The sequence below is a fragment of the Pantoea leporis genome, from assembly GCF_028048155.1.
Classification (GTDB): domain Bacteria; phylum Pseudomonadota; class Gammaproteobacteria; order Enterobacterales; family Enterobacteriaceae; genus Pantoea; species Pantoea leporis.
This window is the reverse complement of sequence record NZ_JALMEU010000003.1, coordinates 233569-249063: the sequence shown is the minus strand read 5'-3', so window position 1 is coordinate 249063 and position 15495 is coordinate 233569. Positions and strand designations below refer to the sequence as shown.

Annotated in this window: 13 protein-coding genes; 3 read left to right on the top strand and 10 right to left on the bottom strand. The window is 54.2% G+C overall.

Going from position 1 to position 15495, the window contains the following annotated elements:
- Window positions 1–3: 3 nt before the first annotated feature.
- From lspA to ribF, 3 genes are read right to left on the bottom strand one after another with little or no spacing between them, the layout of a single operon-like run.
- Window positions 4–510 carry a signal peptidase II gene (lspA, locus tag MWH02_RS12040; protein WP_101762147.1) on the bottom strand — a complete coding sequence of 169 codons (507 nt, stop codon included), beginning with the start codon at window positions 508–510 and terminating at the stop codon, window positions 4–6.
- Window positions 510–3329 carry an isoleucine--tRNA ligase gene (gene ileS, locus MWH02_RS12035; RefSeq protein WP_271460707.1) on the bottom strand — a complete coding sequence of 940 codons (2820 nt, stop codon included), beginning with the start codon at window positions 3327–3329 and terminating at the stop codon, window positions 510–512. Before ileS ends, lspA begins: the two co-directional genes overlap by 1 nt.
- A 27-nt stretch (window positions 3330–3356) precedes the next feature.
- On the bottom strand, window positions 3357–4295 hold the full coding sequence (ribF, locus tag MWH02_RS12030; RefSeq protein WP_101762149.1) for a bifunctional riboflavin kinase/FAD synthetase: 939 nt from the start codon (window positions 4293–4295) through the stop codon (window positions 3357–3359).
- A 318-nt stretch (window positions 4296–4613) separates the two neighbouring features.
- Between ribF and rpsT the strand changes: the two genes are divergently transcribed.
- Window positions 4614–4877: a 30S ribosomal protein S20 gene (gene rpsT, locus MWH02_RS12025; RefSeq protein ID WP_036619798.1), complete on the top strand. Its 264-nt coding sequence runs from the start codon at window positions 4614–4616 to the stop codon at window positions 4875–4877.
- Window positions 4878–4930: 53 nt separating this feature from the next.
- Here the strand turns inward: rpsT and nhaR are convergent, their stop codons facing one another.
- The 4 genes from nhaR to dnaK all read right to left on the bottom strand — a co-directional run bounded on the left by nhaR (window position 4931) and on the right by dnaK (window position 10421).
- A complete protein-coding gene (gene nhaR, locus MWH02_RS12020; RefSeq protein WP_271460706.1) occupies window positions 4931–5833 on the bottom strand; it encodes a transcriptional activator NhaR in 903 nt (300 codons plus the stop codon).
- A 35-nt stretch (window positions 5834–5868) separates the two neighbouring features.
- Entirely contained in the window at window positions 5869–7047 is a 1179-nt protein-coding gene (gene nhaA, locus MWH02_RS12015; RefSeq protein ID WP_271460705.1) for a Na+/H+ antiporter NhaA, read from the bottom strand.
- Between the two features lie 231 nt (window positions 7048–7278).
- A complete protein-coding gene (dnaJ, locus tag MWH02_RS12010; RefSeq protein WP_101762152.1) occupies window positions 7279–8412 on the bottom strand; it encodes a molecular chaperone DnaJ in 1134 nt (377 codons plus the stop codon).
- Window positions 8413–8516: 104 nt separating this feature from the next.
- The gene (gene dnaK / locus MWH02_RS12005; RefSeq protein WP_101762153.1) at window positions 8517–10421 is read right to left on the bottom strand and encodes a molecular chaperone DnaK; all 1905 of its coding nucleotides are present in this window, start codon (window positions 10419–10421) and stop codon (window positions 8517–8519) included.
- Window positions 10422–10721: 300 nt separating this feature from the next.
- Between dnaK and satP the strand changes: the two genes are divergently transcribed.
- Complete coding sequence (gene satP, locus MWH02_RS12000; RefSeq protein WP_101762154.1) at window positions 10722–11282, top strand: acetate uptake transporter; 561 nt, start codon at window positions 10722–10724, stop codon at window positions 11280–11282.
- A gap of 38 nt (window positions 11283–11320) precedes the next feature.
- On the opposite strand, the gene MWH02_RS11995 is transcribed toward satP, so the two are convergent.
- From MWH02_RS11995 to tal, 3 genes are all read right to left on the bottom strand, one after another.
- Window positions 11321–12631: an MFS transporter gene (locus MWH02_RS11995; RefSeq protein WP_137385130.1), complete on the bottom strand. Its 1311-nt coding sequence runs from the start codon at window positions 12629–12631 to the stop codon at window positions 11321–11323.
- A gap of 110 nt (window positions 12632–12741) precedes the next feature.
- Entirely contained in the window at window positions 12742–13329 is a 588-nt protein-coding gene (mog, locus tag MWH02_RS11990) for a molybdopterin adenylyltransferase (protein ID WP_101762156.1), read from the bottom strand.
- 120 nt (window positions 13330–13449) lie between these two features.
- Window positions 13450–14403: a transaldolase gene (gene tal, locus MWH02_RS11985; RefSeq protein WP_101762157.1), complete on the bottom strand. Its 954-nt coding sequence runs from the start codon at window positions 14401–14403 to the stop codon at window positions 13450–13452.
- 212 nt (window positions 14404–14615) lie between these two features.
- Between tal and yaaA the strand changes: the two genes are divergently transcribed.
- On the top strand, window positions 14616–15392 hold the full coding sequence (gene yaaA, locus MWH02_RS11980) for a peroxide stress protein YaaA (protein WP_210080889.1): 777 nt from the start codon (window positions 14616–14618) through the stop codon (window positions 15390–15392).
- The last annotated feature ends 103 nt before the right edge of the window (window positions 15393–15495 follow it).

The following is a 15495-nucleotide window of genomic DNA, read 5'->3' as shown; positions in this document are numbered from 1 at the left end:
CAGTTACCCTTTCTGTTTAGCCGGTTTGCCGTTCGGGCTGAGAAAACCTTCCAGCACCACCAGCGCCGCGCCGATGCAGATGGCACAGTCGGCGATGTTAAAAGTCGCGAAGTGCCAGTCACCGACATAGAAGTCGATAAAATCGACCACAAAGCCGTGATACGAACGGTCAAACAGGTTACCCAACGCCCCGCCGATAATCAGGGCGTAGGCAATATTGGTTAATTTGTTGCTGGCAGCGTTGCGATACATCATCACCAACAGCGCCACCACGATAGCAATGGCGATGCCGGCGAAGAACCAGCGCTGCCAACCGCCTTTGTCGGCCAGGAAGCTGAACGCCGCGCCATAATTATGCGCGTAGAACAGGTTCAGGAACGGCATCAGCGGCTGCGTTTCATGCAGCATCATGTTGTTGATGACCCACATCTTGCTGCCAAAATCGATGGCAATCACCACCAGCACCAGCCAAAGCCAGCGCAAACCGGTTGAAGAGAGCGCTTTACTCATCAGGCAAATTTCCGCTGTTCGCCATTGCCGGCGACGTTGGTGTAGCAACGACCACACACCGCAGCATGCTCCGGATTCTGGCCAACGTCAGTAGTGTAATGCCAGCAGCGCGGACATTTCTCGCCTTCTGCTTTGTGCAGCGCGATTTTCAGACCTTTGAACAGCTCGCTCTGCTGCGCTTCATCGCTGGCAGTGGCGTAATCCGCCACGGTCGCGCCTGAAGTTAACAGCACGAAACGCAGCTCATCACCCAGCGCCTGCAGCTTGGCTGCCAGCTCGGCATCCGCATACAGCGTAACCGTCGCTTCCAGTGCGCCGCCGATGCGTTTGTCGCTACGCGCTTGCTCAATCACCTTGTTCACTTCACCGCGGACTTTCAGCACATCATCCCAATAGGCATCGTTCAGCGTTTCGTTATCTGCCAGACCAAACAGATCCTGATACCACTCTTCGGTGAACACGTATTTCGCGCGCTCGCCCGGCAGGTAGCCCCAGATTTCGTCTGCGGTGAAGGACATGATTGGCGCCATCCAGCGCACCAGCGCTTCAACGATGTGCCACAGCGCGGTTTGGCAGCTGCGACGCGCCAGGCTGTCGCCTTTTGCGGTGTACTGACGATCTTTGATCACATCGAGATAGAACGAGCCCATTTCGATTGAGCAGAAGTGCATCAGACGCTGCACCACTTCGTGGAAATCGTAGTTTTCGTAGGAGTGCACGATATCCTGCTGCGCTGCCAGCGCACGGCCAACCGCCCAGCGATCCACCACCACCATCTCTTCCGGCTTGACGCAATCGGTCGCCGGGTTAAAGCCAGCAAGGTTTGCCAGCAGGAAACGCGCGGTGTTACGGATACGACGATAGCTGTCTGCGGCACGCTTCAGGATTTCGTCGGAGACCGCCATCTCACCGGAATAATCGGTAGAAGCGACCCACAGACGCAGAATATCCGCACCCAGCTTATCCATCACATCCTGCGGCGCCACGGTGTTGCCGATCGATTTCGACATCTTGCGGCCCTGACCATCCACGGTGAAACCGTGCGTCAGTACCTGACGATAAGGCGCTTTGCCTTTCATCGCCGTGGAGATCATCAGAGAAGACATGAACCAGCCGCGATGCTGATCCGAACCTTCCAGGTACATATCTGGCGTATGGCCGCCGAATTCAGGACGCGCATCCACCACCGCGTAGCTGGTTGATCCGGAGTCGAACCAGACATCTAAGGTGTCTGGCACTTTGACGTAATGGTCCGCGTCGTCGCCCATCAGGTCGCGCGGATCGAGATCCCACCACGCCTGAATGCCGTCCTGCTCAACCCGTTTCGCGACTTTCTCCATCAGCTCCAGCGTATCCGGATGCAGCTGCTCGCTCTCTTTATGCACGAACAGCGCCATTGGCACACCCCACGTACGCTGACGTGAGATACACCAGTCCGGACGGTTCGCTACCATCGCTTCGATACGCGCCTGGCCCCAATCTGGGATCCACTGCACGCCTTTGATCTCTTTCAGCGACTGCGCACGCAGGCCTTTCTGATCCATGCTGATGAACCATTGTGGCGTGGCACGGAAGATGATTGGCGTTTTATGACGCCAGCAGTGCGGGTAGCTGTGCAGCAGCTTCTCCACGTGCAGCAGCGCGCCCTTCTCTTTCAGCAGCTCAACGATCATGTCGTTGGCTTTAAAGACGTTTACACCATCCAGCGTCGGGTAGGTGCCTGGCAGATACGCGCCATCCGGCCCCACCGGGTTGGCGGTTTCCAGACCGTATTTCTGACCGATAACATAGTCATCCGGGCCATGGCCTGGCGCGGTATGTACCGCACCGGTACCGGCCTCCAGCGTCACGTGATCACCCAATACCACTTTCGATTGGATCTGCTCGAGGAACGGATGCTGGAACAGCTGCAGCTCCAGCGCCGCGCCGTTGCATTCGCCCAGCACGGTCCAGTCGCTGATACCCGCGCGCTTCATCACGCTCTCAACCATCTCTTTGGCGAGAATCAGGCTGCGACCGTCGATCTGCAGTAGCTGGTATTCAAATTCTGGATGCAGCGAGATACCGCGGTTAGCTGGCATGGTCCACGGCGTGGTGGTCCAGATCACCAGTGAAACCGGGCCTTCTGAAGCAGCGACGCCAAACTTCGCGCGCACCGCATCGGCATCCACGGCATTGAACATCACATCGATGGATGGCGAAGTTTTGTCGTAATACTCCACTTCCGCTTCAGCCAGCGCCGAACGGCAATCCATGCACCAGTGCACCGGCTTAGCGCCTTTGTGCAGATGGCCGTTGCCGATGATTTTACCCAGCGCACGGATGATGTTGGCTTCGGTCTGGAAATTCATCGTCAGATAAGGACGATCCCAGTCACCGAGCACGCCGAGGCGGATGAAGTCATTTTTCTGGCCTTCAACCTGCTCTGCCGCATATTGGCGGCAAGCGGCACGAAATTCAGCCGCGCTCACTTTTTCGCCCGGCTTACCAATCATCTGCTCAACTTTGTGCTCAATCGGCAAGCCGTGGCAGTCCCAACCTGGAACGTACGGCGAGTCGTAGCCCGCCATGCCTTTCGACTTAACGATAATGTCTTTCAGAATCTTGTTAACTGAGTGACCAATATGAATGCTGCCGTTCGCATAAGGAGGGCCATCGTGCAAAATAAAGGTTTTTTTCCCTTTTTTGGCTTCGCGGATGATGCCGTACAGGTTGTCATCATACCAACGTTGCAGCATTCCCGGTTCACGCTTGGCCAGATCGCCACGCATCGGGAACCCCGTTTCCGGCAAATTCAGGGTAGATTTATAGTCACTCATCAGATTCTCGATTCCGTATTTCGGTCATTAAACCGGTGTTTTTAGCCCAAAGAATTGGCGGGCTGTCACCACATCTTTCGCAATTTGTTCTTTCAGCGCGTCCAGCGAAGCGAAACGCTGTTCATCGCGAATCTTCTGTTTCAGCACCACTTCAATGTGACGCCCATAGAGATTCATATGTGTGTCGAGCAGATGAACTTCAAGCTGCTGACGTAAACCTTTTACCGTTGGGCGCGTACCAATATTGGCCACGCCGGGCAGCGGCTGATCGCCAAGGCCCAACACTGCCACCGCAAACACGCCTTTAACCGGCGTAACGGTGCGACGCAAAGGGAGATTAGCCGTTGGGAAACCGATAGTGCGCCCGAGTGCATCGCCGTGCACTACGCGGCCTGAGATGCTGAACGGATGGCCCAGCAGCGCTTCGGCTTGCGCAAAATCATCCTGCGCCAGCGCCTGACGAACGGCGGTACTGCTGATGCGCTTGCCGCTGTCACAATAAGTCTGGGTGCTGATAACCTCAAAGCCATACTCCGCACCGGCTTTCTGTAATAGCAGGAAATCCCCCTGGCGACCAGCGCCGAAGCGGAAATCATCGCCGACGGCCAGGAACTTGACGTTGAGCTTGTCTACCAGCAATTCGGAAATAAAACTCTGCGCCGAATGCGCAGCGAAGCGACGATCAAAACGTACGCAGAGTACGGCATCAACACCCGCTTGTTCGAGGTACTTCAGCTTTTCACGCAAACGCGTAAGGCGCGCCGGGGCTTTGTCGCCGGCAAACAGCTCAAGCGGTTGTGGCTCAAATACCATCACCACCACCGGCAGATTGCGTTTTCGTCCTTCGGCAATCAGCTGCGCCATCAAAGCCTGGTGGCCGCGATGTACGCCGTCGAAATTGCCAATGGTCAGGACGCAGCCGCGATGCTGCTCTTTCAGATTATAAATACCGCGGATAAACTTCATGGCTGACTCAAACCGGTGGAAATCGGCGGATTATACCCTTGAATGGCGTTTAGGTTAACCCGTATACGTGCCTTTCCTGCTTCTGGCGCGGCTTATTCCACGCGTGGGCAATTGCTTAGCAAGGATCTTAAGATTTTTGCTGCGAAATACTGTATTCAACGCCGCGTTGCTGGTAGAATCCTGCGCCATCAATTACGTAATCGAGTGTTGTTTTTAAAACGACGCTTATTTGCACAAATCCATTGACATAAGAAGGCGCAAAAGGCATAGTCCTCGGCCTTTGATTTGTCCATATAGATCACATTTGGGAGTTGGACCTTGGCTAATATCAAATCAGCTAAGAAACGCGCCGTAACATCTGAGAAACGTCGCAAGCATAACGCAAGCAACCGTTCAATGATGCGTACTTTCATCAAGAAAGTATACGCGGCTATCGCAACAGGCGACAAAGCTGCTGCGCAGAACGCATTCAACGAAATGCAACCACTCGTGGACCGTCAGGCTGCTAAAGGCCTGATCCACAAAAACAAAGCTGCACGTCATAAAGCAAACCTGACTGCTCAGATCAACAAACTGGCTTAATCGCCCGTCTGTTAATCGCTTTGTAAAAAAGAACCGGCGCTTAGCCGGTTTTTTTATGCCTGCAATTCAGGAGTAAACAGCGCACTAAAGTCGCGATGACAGATCCGCTGTACCGCCGGATGCTGAATCATCCGTTCGGCAAAGATCACGTGATACTCCTCCATCACCGCATCCAACCGCCCAATCTCTTTGATGGCGTCATCCCGGTAAATCTCGTCGCCATACAGCGTCGGAGCCACAAATATCGCGTTGTTAAGCGCACCAAAAGCTTTCATTAATGCCGCATCATCAAACTCGCCCAGAATCTCCACTTGCAATCCCTGGCTGTGAATCCAGTTCAGCAGTTTGCGACCCAGCATCGAGCGACGCCCCGGAATCAGCAAACGCCGCTCTTCCAGGCTGGCAGGAAACGGCAGCGTCGGTAACGGTGTGTTGCACCAGAAGCTGATTGGACACTCGCCCAGCTTGACCGAAAACAGCCCTTCCTGCTGAGTCGAATCAATTGGGCAATCGGAAAGAATCATATCCAGCTTGTGCTGGCTTAACTGTTCCAGCAGCATCTCGTGCGTTGATTCAAAGCAGCGCAGATGGATTCCCTCTTCTGCCACCACCGCAGCCTGCAGCACCTTGCTCACCAGTTGCTTAGACAAGGCATCCGCTACGCCAACATCAAACAGCAGATGCGACTCTTTGCGGTAGTTAACGATATCGAGCATCTCCTGGCTCAGCATGAACATGCGGTCGGCATAGCGGAACACCAGCTGACCAAGCTCCGTCGGCACTAAACCGCGCCCCTGACGACGAAACAGCACGCCGCCGAGTTGCTCTTCCAGCGATTTAATCTGGTCAGTAACCGTCTGTGGCGCCAGGCACAGCACATCCGCCGCGCGCACTACCGAACCGGCTTTACACACCTGCCAGAAATAGTAGAGATGATTAAAGTTGAGCTGATTCATCGGCAAAAAAGGAGGCTTTCGCCCCCTTCCTCTTTTTAACGCAGTTTGATGCGCAGCAGCGTGTAACCAATCACCGCTGAGAGCAGCGAGCCACTGAGAATCCCCAGCTTGGAGAAGGTCACCAGTTGCTCATGGGCGGCATCAAACGCCAGCGAACTGATAAAGATTGACATGGTGAAGCCGATACCGCACAGCACACCAATCGCCATGATATCGCGTATCGTGGTGCCCGCCGGCAACACCGCCAGCCGCCACTTCACCGCCAGCCAGCAGAACAGCGTGATACCCAACGGTTTACCAATCAGCAAGCCGAGAATGATGCCCAGCGGCTCTGGCGACAGCGTATCCATAAAGGTAATGCCGCTCAGCGAAATGCCGGCGTTGGCAAAAGCGAACAGCGGCAGAATCAGCCAGTTTACCCACGGCATTAAACCATGCGCCAAATGCTCGGCTGGAGAATGGCCGTTCTTCTCTTCCAGCGGCACGAAGAAGCCAACAATCACGCCCGCTAACGTTGCGTGCACACCCGATTTGAGCACCGCCGTCCACAGCACAATGCCGACCAACATATAGATGGCAATGTTACGCACGCCACAACGATTGAGAATCGCCAGCAGCACAATCGCACCCGCCGCCACGCTCAGCGACAGCACGGAGAGATCGCTGGTATAGAACAGCGCGATAATCACGATAGCGCCGAGATCATCAATAATCGCCAGCGCCATCAGGAACACTTTCAGCGCGGTTGGCACGCGGCTGCCCAACAGTGCCAGCACGCCCAAAGCAAAGGCGATATCAGTAGCAGTAGGAATAGCCCAGCCGTTACGTGCAATAGGATCGCCATGATTAAGCATCAGGAAGATCAGTCCCGGCATAACCATGCCGCCAATTGCCGCAATCACCGGGAAAATGGCGCGATCGCGGCTGGCGAGTTCACCGGTGATCAGTTCACGTTTCACTTCCAAACCAATTAACAGGAAAAACAGCGCCATCATGGCATCGTTGATCCACAGCAGCAGGTTTTTGCTGATGTCTAATGCACCGAAGCGAATCTGCACCGATTCGGCGAGAAACGATTGATAAGCTTGAGCGGTTTCCGCGCTGTTAGCCAAAATCATTGCCGCGACGGCCGCCAGAATCAGCACCATGCCGTTGCTGGCATCGCTGGCAATAAAGCTTTTCAGTAAGCTTCGAAGAGAACGGGGTTTGTTCACAACTCCTCCTGAGTAGAGACATTTAGGCTGTGAAGTGTAGCGACTCAAACACCTCGTTAAAAGCAGCTTATGTCTCGTTAACGACTCGATAATACCGATGCATTACGAAAGGGTTTCTGCTTTTATCTCACGCCAGGCAGATTGAGCTTATATCAGCAGCGACGCGTTGGCGGGAAAACATAAAAAAAGCGGAGAGTTTCCTCTCCGCTTTATTAAGCATGCCAGACGGGATTAACGTGTTAAATCGTCAAAAAACTTCTTCACGCCGTCGAGGAAGCTTTTGGAGCGCGGGCTGTTTTTCTCACCGCTCGGGCCGCCAAAACTCTCTTCCAGTTCACGCAGTAACGCTTTCTGTTTGTCATTGAGGCTAACTGGCGTTTCCACCACCACACGACACAGCAAATCGCCTACCGCACCACCACGCACCGATTTCACGCCTTTACCGCGCATGCGGAACAGCTTGCCAGTTTGCGTTTCAGAAGGCACTTTCAGGTTCACACGTCCATCAAGCGTCGGCACTTCAATCTCGCCACCCAATGCTGCCATCGCAAAGTTAATCGGCACTTCGCAATATAGGTTGTTATCTTCACGCTCGAAGATCGGGTGCTTTTTCACCGAAACCTGAACGTACAGATCGCCCGCTGGTGCGCCCTGTTCGCCCGCTTCACCTTCGCCGGTCAGACGAATGCGATCGCCGGTATCCACGCCTGCTGGAATTTTCACCGACAGGGTTTTACTGCGCTCAACGCGACCGTGACCATGACAAGCATTGCACGGATCTTTGATCACTGAACCGCGACCGTGACAGGTCGGACACGCCTGCTGCACAGTGAAGAAGCCCTGACGCATCTGCACCTGGCCTGCGCCATGACAGGTATGACAGGTCTGCGGTTTGGTCCCCGCTTTCGCGCCGCTGCCGTGGCAGACATCGCACTCTTCCAGTGTTGGAATGCGGATCTCTTTGGTCACGCCGCGTACCGCTTCTTCCAGCGTTAGCTCCATGTTGTAGCGTAAATCGGCGCCACGTGCGGCACGCTGACGGCGGCCACCACCAAAAATATCGCCAAATACGTCGCCAAAGATATCGCTGAAGTCGGCACCGCCGCCGCCGAAGCCACCACCGCCGCCCATGCCGCCTTGTTCAAAGGCTGCGTGACCATATTGGTCGTAGGCCGCACGCTTCTGTGCGTCGGTCAGAATTTCGTAGGCTTCCTTAATTTCTTTAAACTTCGCTTCGGCTTCTTTATTGTCCGGATTACGATCCGGATGGTATTTCATCGCCAGGCGCTTATAAGCCTTTTTGATTTCACGCTCATCTGCGGATTTAGAGACGCCTAAGATCTCGTATAAATCACTCTTAGCCATATTTGTTCTGCCCTTAACATGATCGCACGGGCGTGGAGAGATCTCCTACGCCCGTGCTGGTTTCAACGGCTGTCAGGCCAGCCGTCGCGCCCGGTCAGGGGCAATTATTTTTTGTCTTTAACTTCTTCGAACTCAGCGTCGACAACGTCGTCTTCTTTCTGTGCAGAAGCATCGCCTGCATCAGCTGCCTGACCCTGCTGCTGTGCCAGCTCCATCAGTTTGCTGGACACTTCCATCAATGCCTGCATTTTGGCTTCGATTTCTGCTTTGTCTTCGCCTTTCAGCGCGGTGTTCAGCTCGGTCAACGCAGCTTCGATTGGCGCTTTGTCGTCAGCAGACAGTTTGTCGCCCGCTTCGTCCAGCTGCTTACGGGTGCTGTGCGAAATCTGATCGCCCTGGTTACGGGTCTGAACCAGCTCTTCGAACTTGCGGTCAGACTCGGCGTTCGCTTCCGCGTCACGCACCATTTTTTCGATCTCTTCTTCATTCAGACCAGAAGAAGCCTTGATGGTGATCTTCTGCTCTTTACCGCTGTTTTTGTCTTTCGCAGACACGTGCAGGATACCATCTGCATCGATATCGAAGGTGACTTCGATCTGCGGCATACCGCGCGGTGCAGCCTGGATACCGTCGAGGTTGAACTGGCCCAGGGATTTGTTATCGCCTGAACGCTTGCGCTCACCCTGCAGCACGTGAATGGTCACGGCAGACTGATTGTCTTCAGCGGTAGAGAACACCTGGCTGTGCTTGGTTGGGATGGTGGTGTTCTTGCTAATCAGCGAAGTCATCACGCCGCCCATGGTTTCGATACCCAGCGACAGCGGAGTCACGTCCAGCAGCAGAACGTCTTTCACTTCACCCGCCAACACGCCGCCCTGAACCGCAGCACCCACGGCGACCGCTTCATCCGGGTTCACATCTTTACGTGGCTCTTTACCAAAGAACTCAGTCACTTTGGCCTGAACCATTGGCATACGCGTTTGACCGCCCACCAGGATCACGTCGTTGATGTCTGAAACAGACAAACCTGCATCCTGCAGAGCCACTTTCAACGGCTCGATAGAGCGAGAAACCAGGTCTTCAACCAGTGATTCCAGTTTCGCACGTGTTACTTTGATGTTCAGGTGCTTAGGACCGGTCGCATCCGCCGTGATGTACGGCAGGTTAACGTCGGTCTGCTGTGCTGAAGACAGCTCGATCTTGGCTTTCTCTGCCGCTTCTTTCAGACGCTGCATGGCCAGCGGATCGTTGTGCAGATCGATGCCCTGATCTTTCTTAAATTCAGCCACCAGATAGTTAATCAGACGGCTATCGAAGTCTTCACCACCAAGGTGGGTATCACCGTTGGTTGCCAGAACTTCAAAGGTTTTCTCGCCATCAACGTCATCGATCTCAATGATTGAGATATCGAAAGTACCACCGCCCAGGTCGTATACCGCGATGGTGCGGTTGCCCTGACCTTTATCCAGGCCGTAAGCCAGTGCAGCTGCGGTTGGTTCGTTGATGATACGTTTTACTTCCAGACCCGCGATACGGCCGGCGTCTTTGGTCGCCTGACGCTGCGCATCGTTGAAGTAAGCTGGAACGGTAATAACCGCTTCAGTGACGGCTTCACCGAGGAAATCTTCCGCGGTTTTCTTCATCTTTTTCAGCACTTCAGCAGAAATCTGCGGCGGTGCCATTTTCTGGCCTTTTACGTCCAGCCATGCGTCGCCGTTATCTGCGCCGATGATTTTGTACGGCATAATTTTAATATCACGCTGTACTTCTTCGTCCTGGAAGCGACGGCCAATCAGGCGCTTGATCGCAAACAGGGTGTTCTGCGGGTTGGTCACAGACTGACGTTTAGCCGGTTGACCCACCAGAGTTTCGCCATCCTGTGCATACGCAATGATCGACGGCGTGGTGCGATCGCCTTCGGCGTTTTCCAGTACGCGTGCTTTACCACCATCCATAACTGCAACACATGAGTTGGTTGTACCCAAGTCAATACCAATAATCTTGCCCATCTAAACGTCTCCTACTTAAATTCTTTGCCAATTTGGGTTGTGAAACAGAGATGCGGTCAAACTGACCACTTTCAACTGCTGAAGCAGGCTTTTTTTGCTGCCTCACAACGCTCGATGACAAGTAAATGGGGCCGGTTCGATGCGCATCAAGGGTTAAAACTAAAAAAAATTTCATTCTCTCGTCGATTCAGATCAAAGTTGGCCAAAAAGAGGCCGCTTATTATGCAGCGCCTCGCGCCCCCAGCGGTTTGCGCGGGTGTAAAACACGAACAACATCTTCAACGCTGCTTCTGAGGAATTATGAGCAATACCACGCTGGCGAATCCCGCCCCGTTGGGCCTGATGGGATTCGGTATGACCACCATCCTGCTCAACTTACACAACACCGGCCTGTTTGCGATGGATGTGATCATCCTGGCGATGGGGATTTTCTACGGCGGCATCGCGCAAATTTTTGCCGGGCTGCTGGAATATAAGAAAGGCAACACCTTCGGGCTGACCGCCTTTACCTCTTACGGCAGCTTCTGGTTAACGTTGGTGGCAATTCTGCTGCTGCCGAAACTGGGGCTGGCAGAGGCGGCCGACGGCCACTTCCTTGGCGCGTATCTCGCGCTGTGGGGCGTGTTCACTGCATTCCTGTTTTTCGGCACGCTGAAGTCACCGAAAATGCTGCAGTTCATCTTCGCCAGCCTGACGCTGCTGTTTGCGCTGCTGGCTATCGGCCACCTGACCGACAACGCGGGGTTGCTGCGCGTTGCCGGCTGGATTGGCATTATTTGCGGTTCGAGTGCGTTCTATCTGGCGATGGGCGAAGTGCTGAACGAGAAGTTTGGTCGTACGGTATTGCCGATTGGCGAGTGACAAATGAATAGCGGAGCTGTTTGGCTCCGCTTTTTGCATTATGACGAGTGCAGCGACATATCTAACTGCGCATACTGCTGACGGCTATCGCGCCACAGCCAGATTCCCACCATAAAGCCAATTATCGCCAGCGCCAGCACATACCAGGCAGGCGCCATTGGCGTCAGGCTCATCATCAGCGTTACGCTAATCGGCGTCAGACCACCGAAAATCGCGTAAGCAACATTGTACGAGAATGAGATGCCGGTAAAGCGCACCGCCGCCGGGAATGCGCGCACCATCACAAACGGCACTACACCGACGACCCCCACGCTCAGGCCCGCTAAACCGTACCAAACAAACAGCATTTCCGGCGTGCTACTTAACTGATGGAAGAAGTTCCAGCTGCCGATCGCCAGCAGTATTGAACCGACCATCAGCGAACGCGCCGCGCCGAAGCGATCCACCAGCCATCCGGCAATAACACAACCCAGCAGCAGCATAATGGTGGCGAAGCTGTTGGCCTGCAGACTGAGCGCGGCGGGAATGCCATGCTGTTTTTGCATCAGCGTCGGCGCCATCAAAATCACCACCACAATGCAGGCCGACAGAAGCCAGGTGAGCAGCATCGAAATTACGATGCCGCGCTTATGGCTGGCGAAAATGGTTTGCAGCGGCATTTTTTCTGCCAGCGCTTTACGCTGCTGCATCTGCTGGAACACCGGGGTTTCATGCAGCCAGCGACGCAGATACATCGCCAGCAAGCCAAACACACCGCCGAGGAAGAAAGGAATGCGCCAGCCATGATCGCGCATCGCAGCCGGTGACAGCGTGGTGTTCAGCACCGTTGCCACCAGCGAACCGAGCAGAATCCCTGCGGTTAAGCCTGCGGTCAGCGTGCCGCAGGCAAAACCAATGCGTTTTTCAGGCACATGTTCGGCGACAAACACCCACGCGCCAGGCACTTCACCGCCGATAGCCGCGCCTTGCAGCACGCGCATTAGCAGCATCAATAACGGCGCAGCGATGCCAATGCTGGCATAAGTGGGCAATGCGCCCATCGCCAACGTCGGCAGCGCCATCAGCAGAATACTGAGGCTGAACATCTTCTTACGCCCCACTTTGTCACCAAAGTGCGCCATGATAATGCCGCCTAACGGACGCGCCAGATAACCCGCAGCAAAGATGGCGAAAGTCTGCACCTGACGCAACCATTCAGGAATGTCAGGCGGGAAGAACAGTTCGCCAATCACGGCGGCAAAGAAGACGAAGATAATGAAGTCGTAGAATTCCAGCGCCCCACCAAGGGCGGCCAGCGACAGGGTTTTGTAATCCTGCCCGTTGAGTCGGCGCGTTGCGTGCGTATCCATAATCCAGCGGTATCCAGAGGCAAAACAACTTATGTAAAGATTGAATTACTGTACCGTCAATATTTTGCCACACCAGTGCCGCTGGATTTTATGCCTGAAAATGCCGATTTTTAGTCATTTGTCTCACGACGGGCGCTTTTGGGGCGAAAAGCTGCTACCACATCGGCATGAGTTTCCACATACGGCCCTTCCAGTAGCTGTAAACAATAAGGTACAGCGGCAAAAATCCCCGGCACCTTTACCGTTCCATCTTCCGCTTTCAGCCCTTCCAGCGTTTCTTTAATGGATTTTGGCTGGCCCGGCAGATTGAGGATCAGCGACTGCTTGCGGATCACGCCAACCTGGCGAGACAAAATAGCGGTCGGCACAAATTGCAGGCTAATTTGGCGCATCTGCTCGCCGAAGCCCGGCATTTCACGGTCGGCAACCGCCAATGTGGCATCTGGCGTCACATCACGCCGCGCCGGTCCGGTGCCGCCGGTGGTGAGGACCAAATTGCAGAACAGCTCATCGACCAGCTCGCAAATCGCCTGCTCAATCATTGGCTGCTCATCCGGCACCAGACGCGTTTCAATTTCAAACGGCGTAGCCAGCGCGGCGGTGAGCCAGCTCTCTAACGCCGGAATGCCCTGATCCTGATAGATGCCGTTAGCAGCACGATCGGAAACGGAAATTAATCCAATTCGTAAAGTATCCATAGAGTTATCGCTGTGGTTAGCTGCATGGCAGCAAATGACGTGAGTAGTTAGAAGGATAATACAAGAAGCGGGGGAAAAAACGTAAAACCGTGGCAGCGGTTGCCGCCACGGCCAATCACCTTACAGCAGCTCGGCGATCATCTTCTCAAGTTTGCCCTGATCGATGGCAAAGTTGCGGATACCTTCAGCCAGTTTGGTAACGGCCATTGGATCCTGGTTGTGCTGCCAGAAGAACTCAGCTTCGGTCATCTTCGCTGGACGCGCTTTCACTTCGCCGGTGTAGCTCAGCTTACGCTCAACGGTGCCTTCGCTCTCAGCCAGCTCTTTCAGCAGGCCCGGAGAGATGGTCAGACGGTCGCAGCCAGCCAGCTCAATGATTTCGCCAACGTTACGGAAGCTTGCGCCCATTACCACGGTTTCATAACCGTGCTGCTTGTAGTAGCTGTAGATTTCAGCCACAGACACCACGCCTGGATCTTCGTGGGCTGCATACTCTTTCTTATCGGTGTTCTGCTTGTACCAGTCGAGGATACGGCCAACGAATGGAGAGATCAGGAACACGCCCGCTTCGGCACAGGCACGCGCCTGCGCGAAGGAGAACAGCAGCGTCAGGTTACAGTTGATACCTTCTTTTTCCAGCTGCTCAGCAGCACGAATGCCCTGCCAGGTTGACGCCAGTTTGATCAGGATGCGGTCATTGCTGACGCCCGCATCGTTGTACAGTTTGATCAGGCTACGCGCTTTAGCGATGCTCGCTTCAGTGTCGTAAGAGAGGCGCGCATCGACTTCAGTCGAGATGCGACCAGGGATCAGTTTGAGAATTTCCAGACCAATGTTGACGGCCAGCTTGTCAGAAACCAGCGCCAGCTGATCTTCCTTGTTGCTGCTCTGCTGACGTGCCCAGGTAATGGCTTCGTCAATCAGTTTGCGGTATTCAGGGATTTGAGCGGCGTTGAGAATCAAAGAAGGGTTCGTGGTCGCGTCCTGCGGCTGGTAAAGTTTCATCGCCGCGATATCACCGGTGTCGGCGACCACAGTAGTCAGCTGACGCAAGGAAGTAAGTTTGTCCGTCATGGTTCTCTTTCTCTTAGGTTGACTGTCAGGGTGTAAAAGGCTGTTGCGATAATATCACGCACAAGTGACGGCGCAACACCACGAAGTGCCCTTTACGATAGCGCTAACAAATGGGAGCGATTTGCCGATCCATGCCGCTTTTTTGCTACACTCCTTGCGACATTTTCCCTTCAATTCCCTGATAAACCTGCGGGTCAAAGAGGACGTACACGATGCTGATGGTTATCTCGCCAGCGAAGACACTGGACTATGAAAGCCCGCTGGCGACACAACGTTTTACCCAACCGGCGCTGTTAGAAAAATCACACCAATTAATTGACGTTGCGCGCGATCTTTCACCGGCACAAATCAGCTCACTGATGGGCATTAGCGACAAGCTGGCGCACCTGAATGCCGATCGTTTTAACCAATGGCAGCCGCCCTTCTCGCTGGAGAATGCGCGTCAGGCGATCCTGGCGTTTAAAGGCGATGTGTATACCGGTTTGCAGGCCGAAACTTTTAGCGACGACGATTTTGACTTTGCCCAGCAGCATCTGCGCATGTTGTCGGGTCTTTACGGCCTGCTGCGCCCACTTGATTTGATGCAGCCTTATCGCCTGGAGATGGGCATTAAGCTGGCGAATCCGGCCGGTAAAGATCTTTACGGCTTCTGGGGCGATTTGCTGACAGAGAAGTTGAACGAGGCGATTGCTGAGCAAGGCGATGACGTGCTGATCAATCTGGCATCCGATGAGTATTTCAAAGCCATCAAGCCGAAGAAACTTAACGCCGAGTTGATCAAGCCGGTGTTCCTCGATGAGAAGAATGGCAAATTTAAAGTCATCAGCTTCTACGCCAAGAAAGCGCGCGGTTTGATGAGCCGCTATGTGATTCAGAACCGCCTGACCAAGCCTGCGCAGCTGAAGAAATTCGATGTGGATGGGTATTTCTTTGACGCGGCAGAAAGTAAAGATAACGAGCTGGTGTTTAAGCGCCGCGAGCAGAAATAGTTCAGCAAGCGCTGCAATGGATTGTGCTCGCTGCCCCCCTCCTCGGTCCTCCCCCATAAATGGGGGAGGAAGATGCTGCAATATGTGAGTTTGGAGGCTGCAT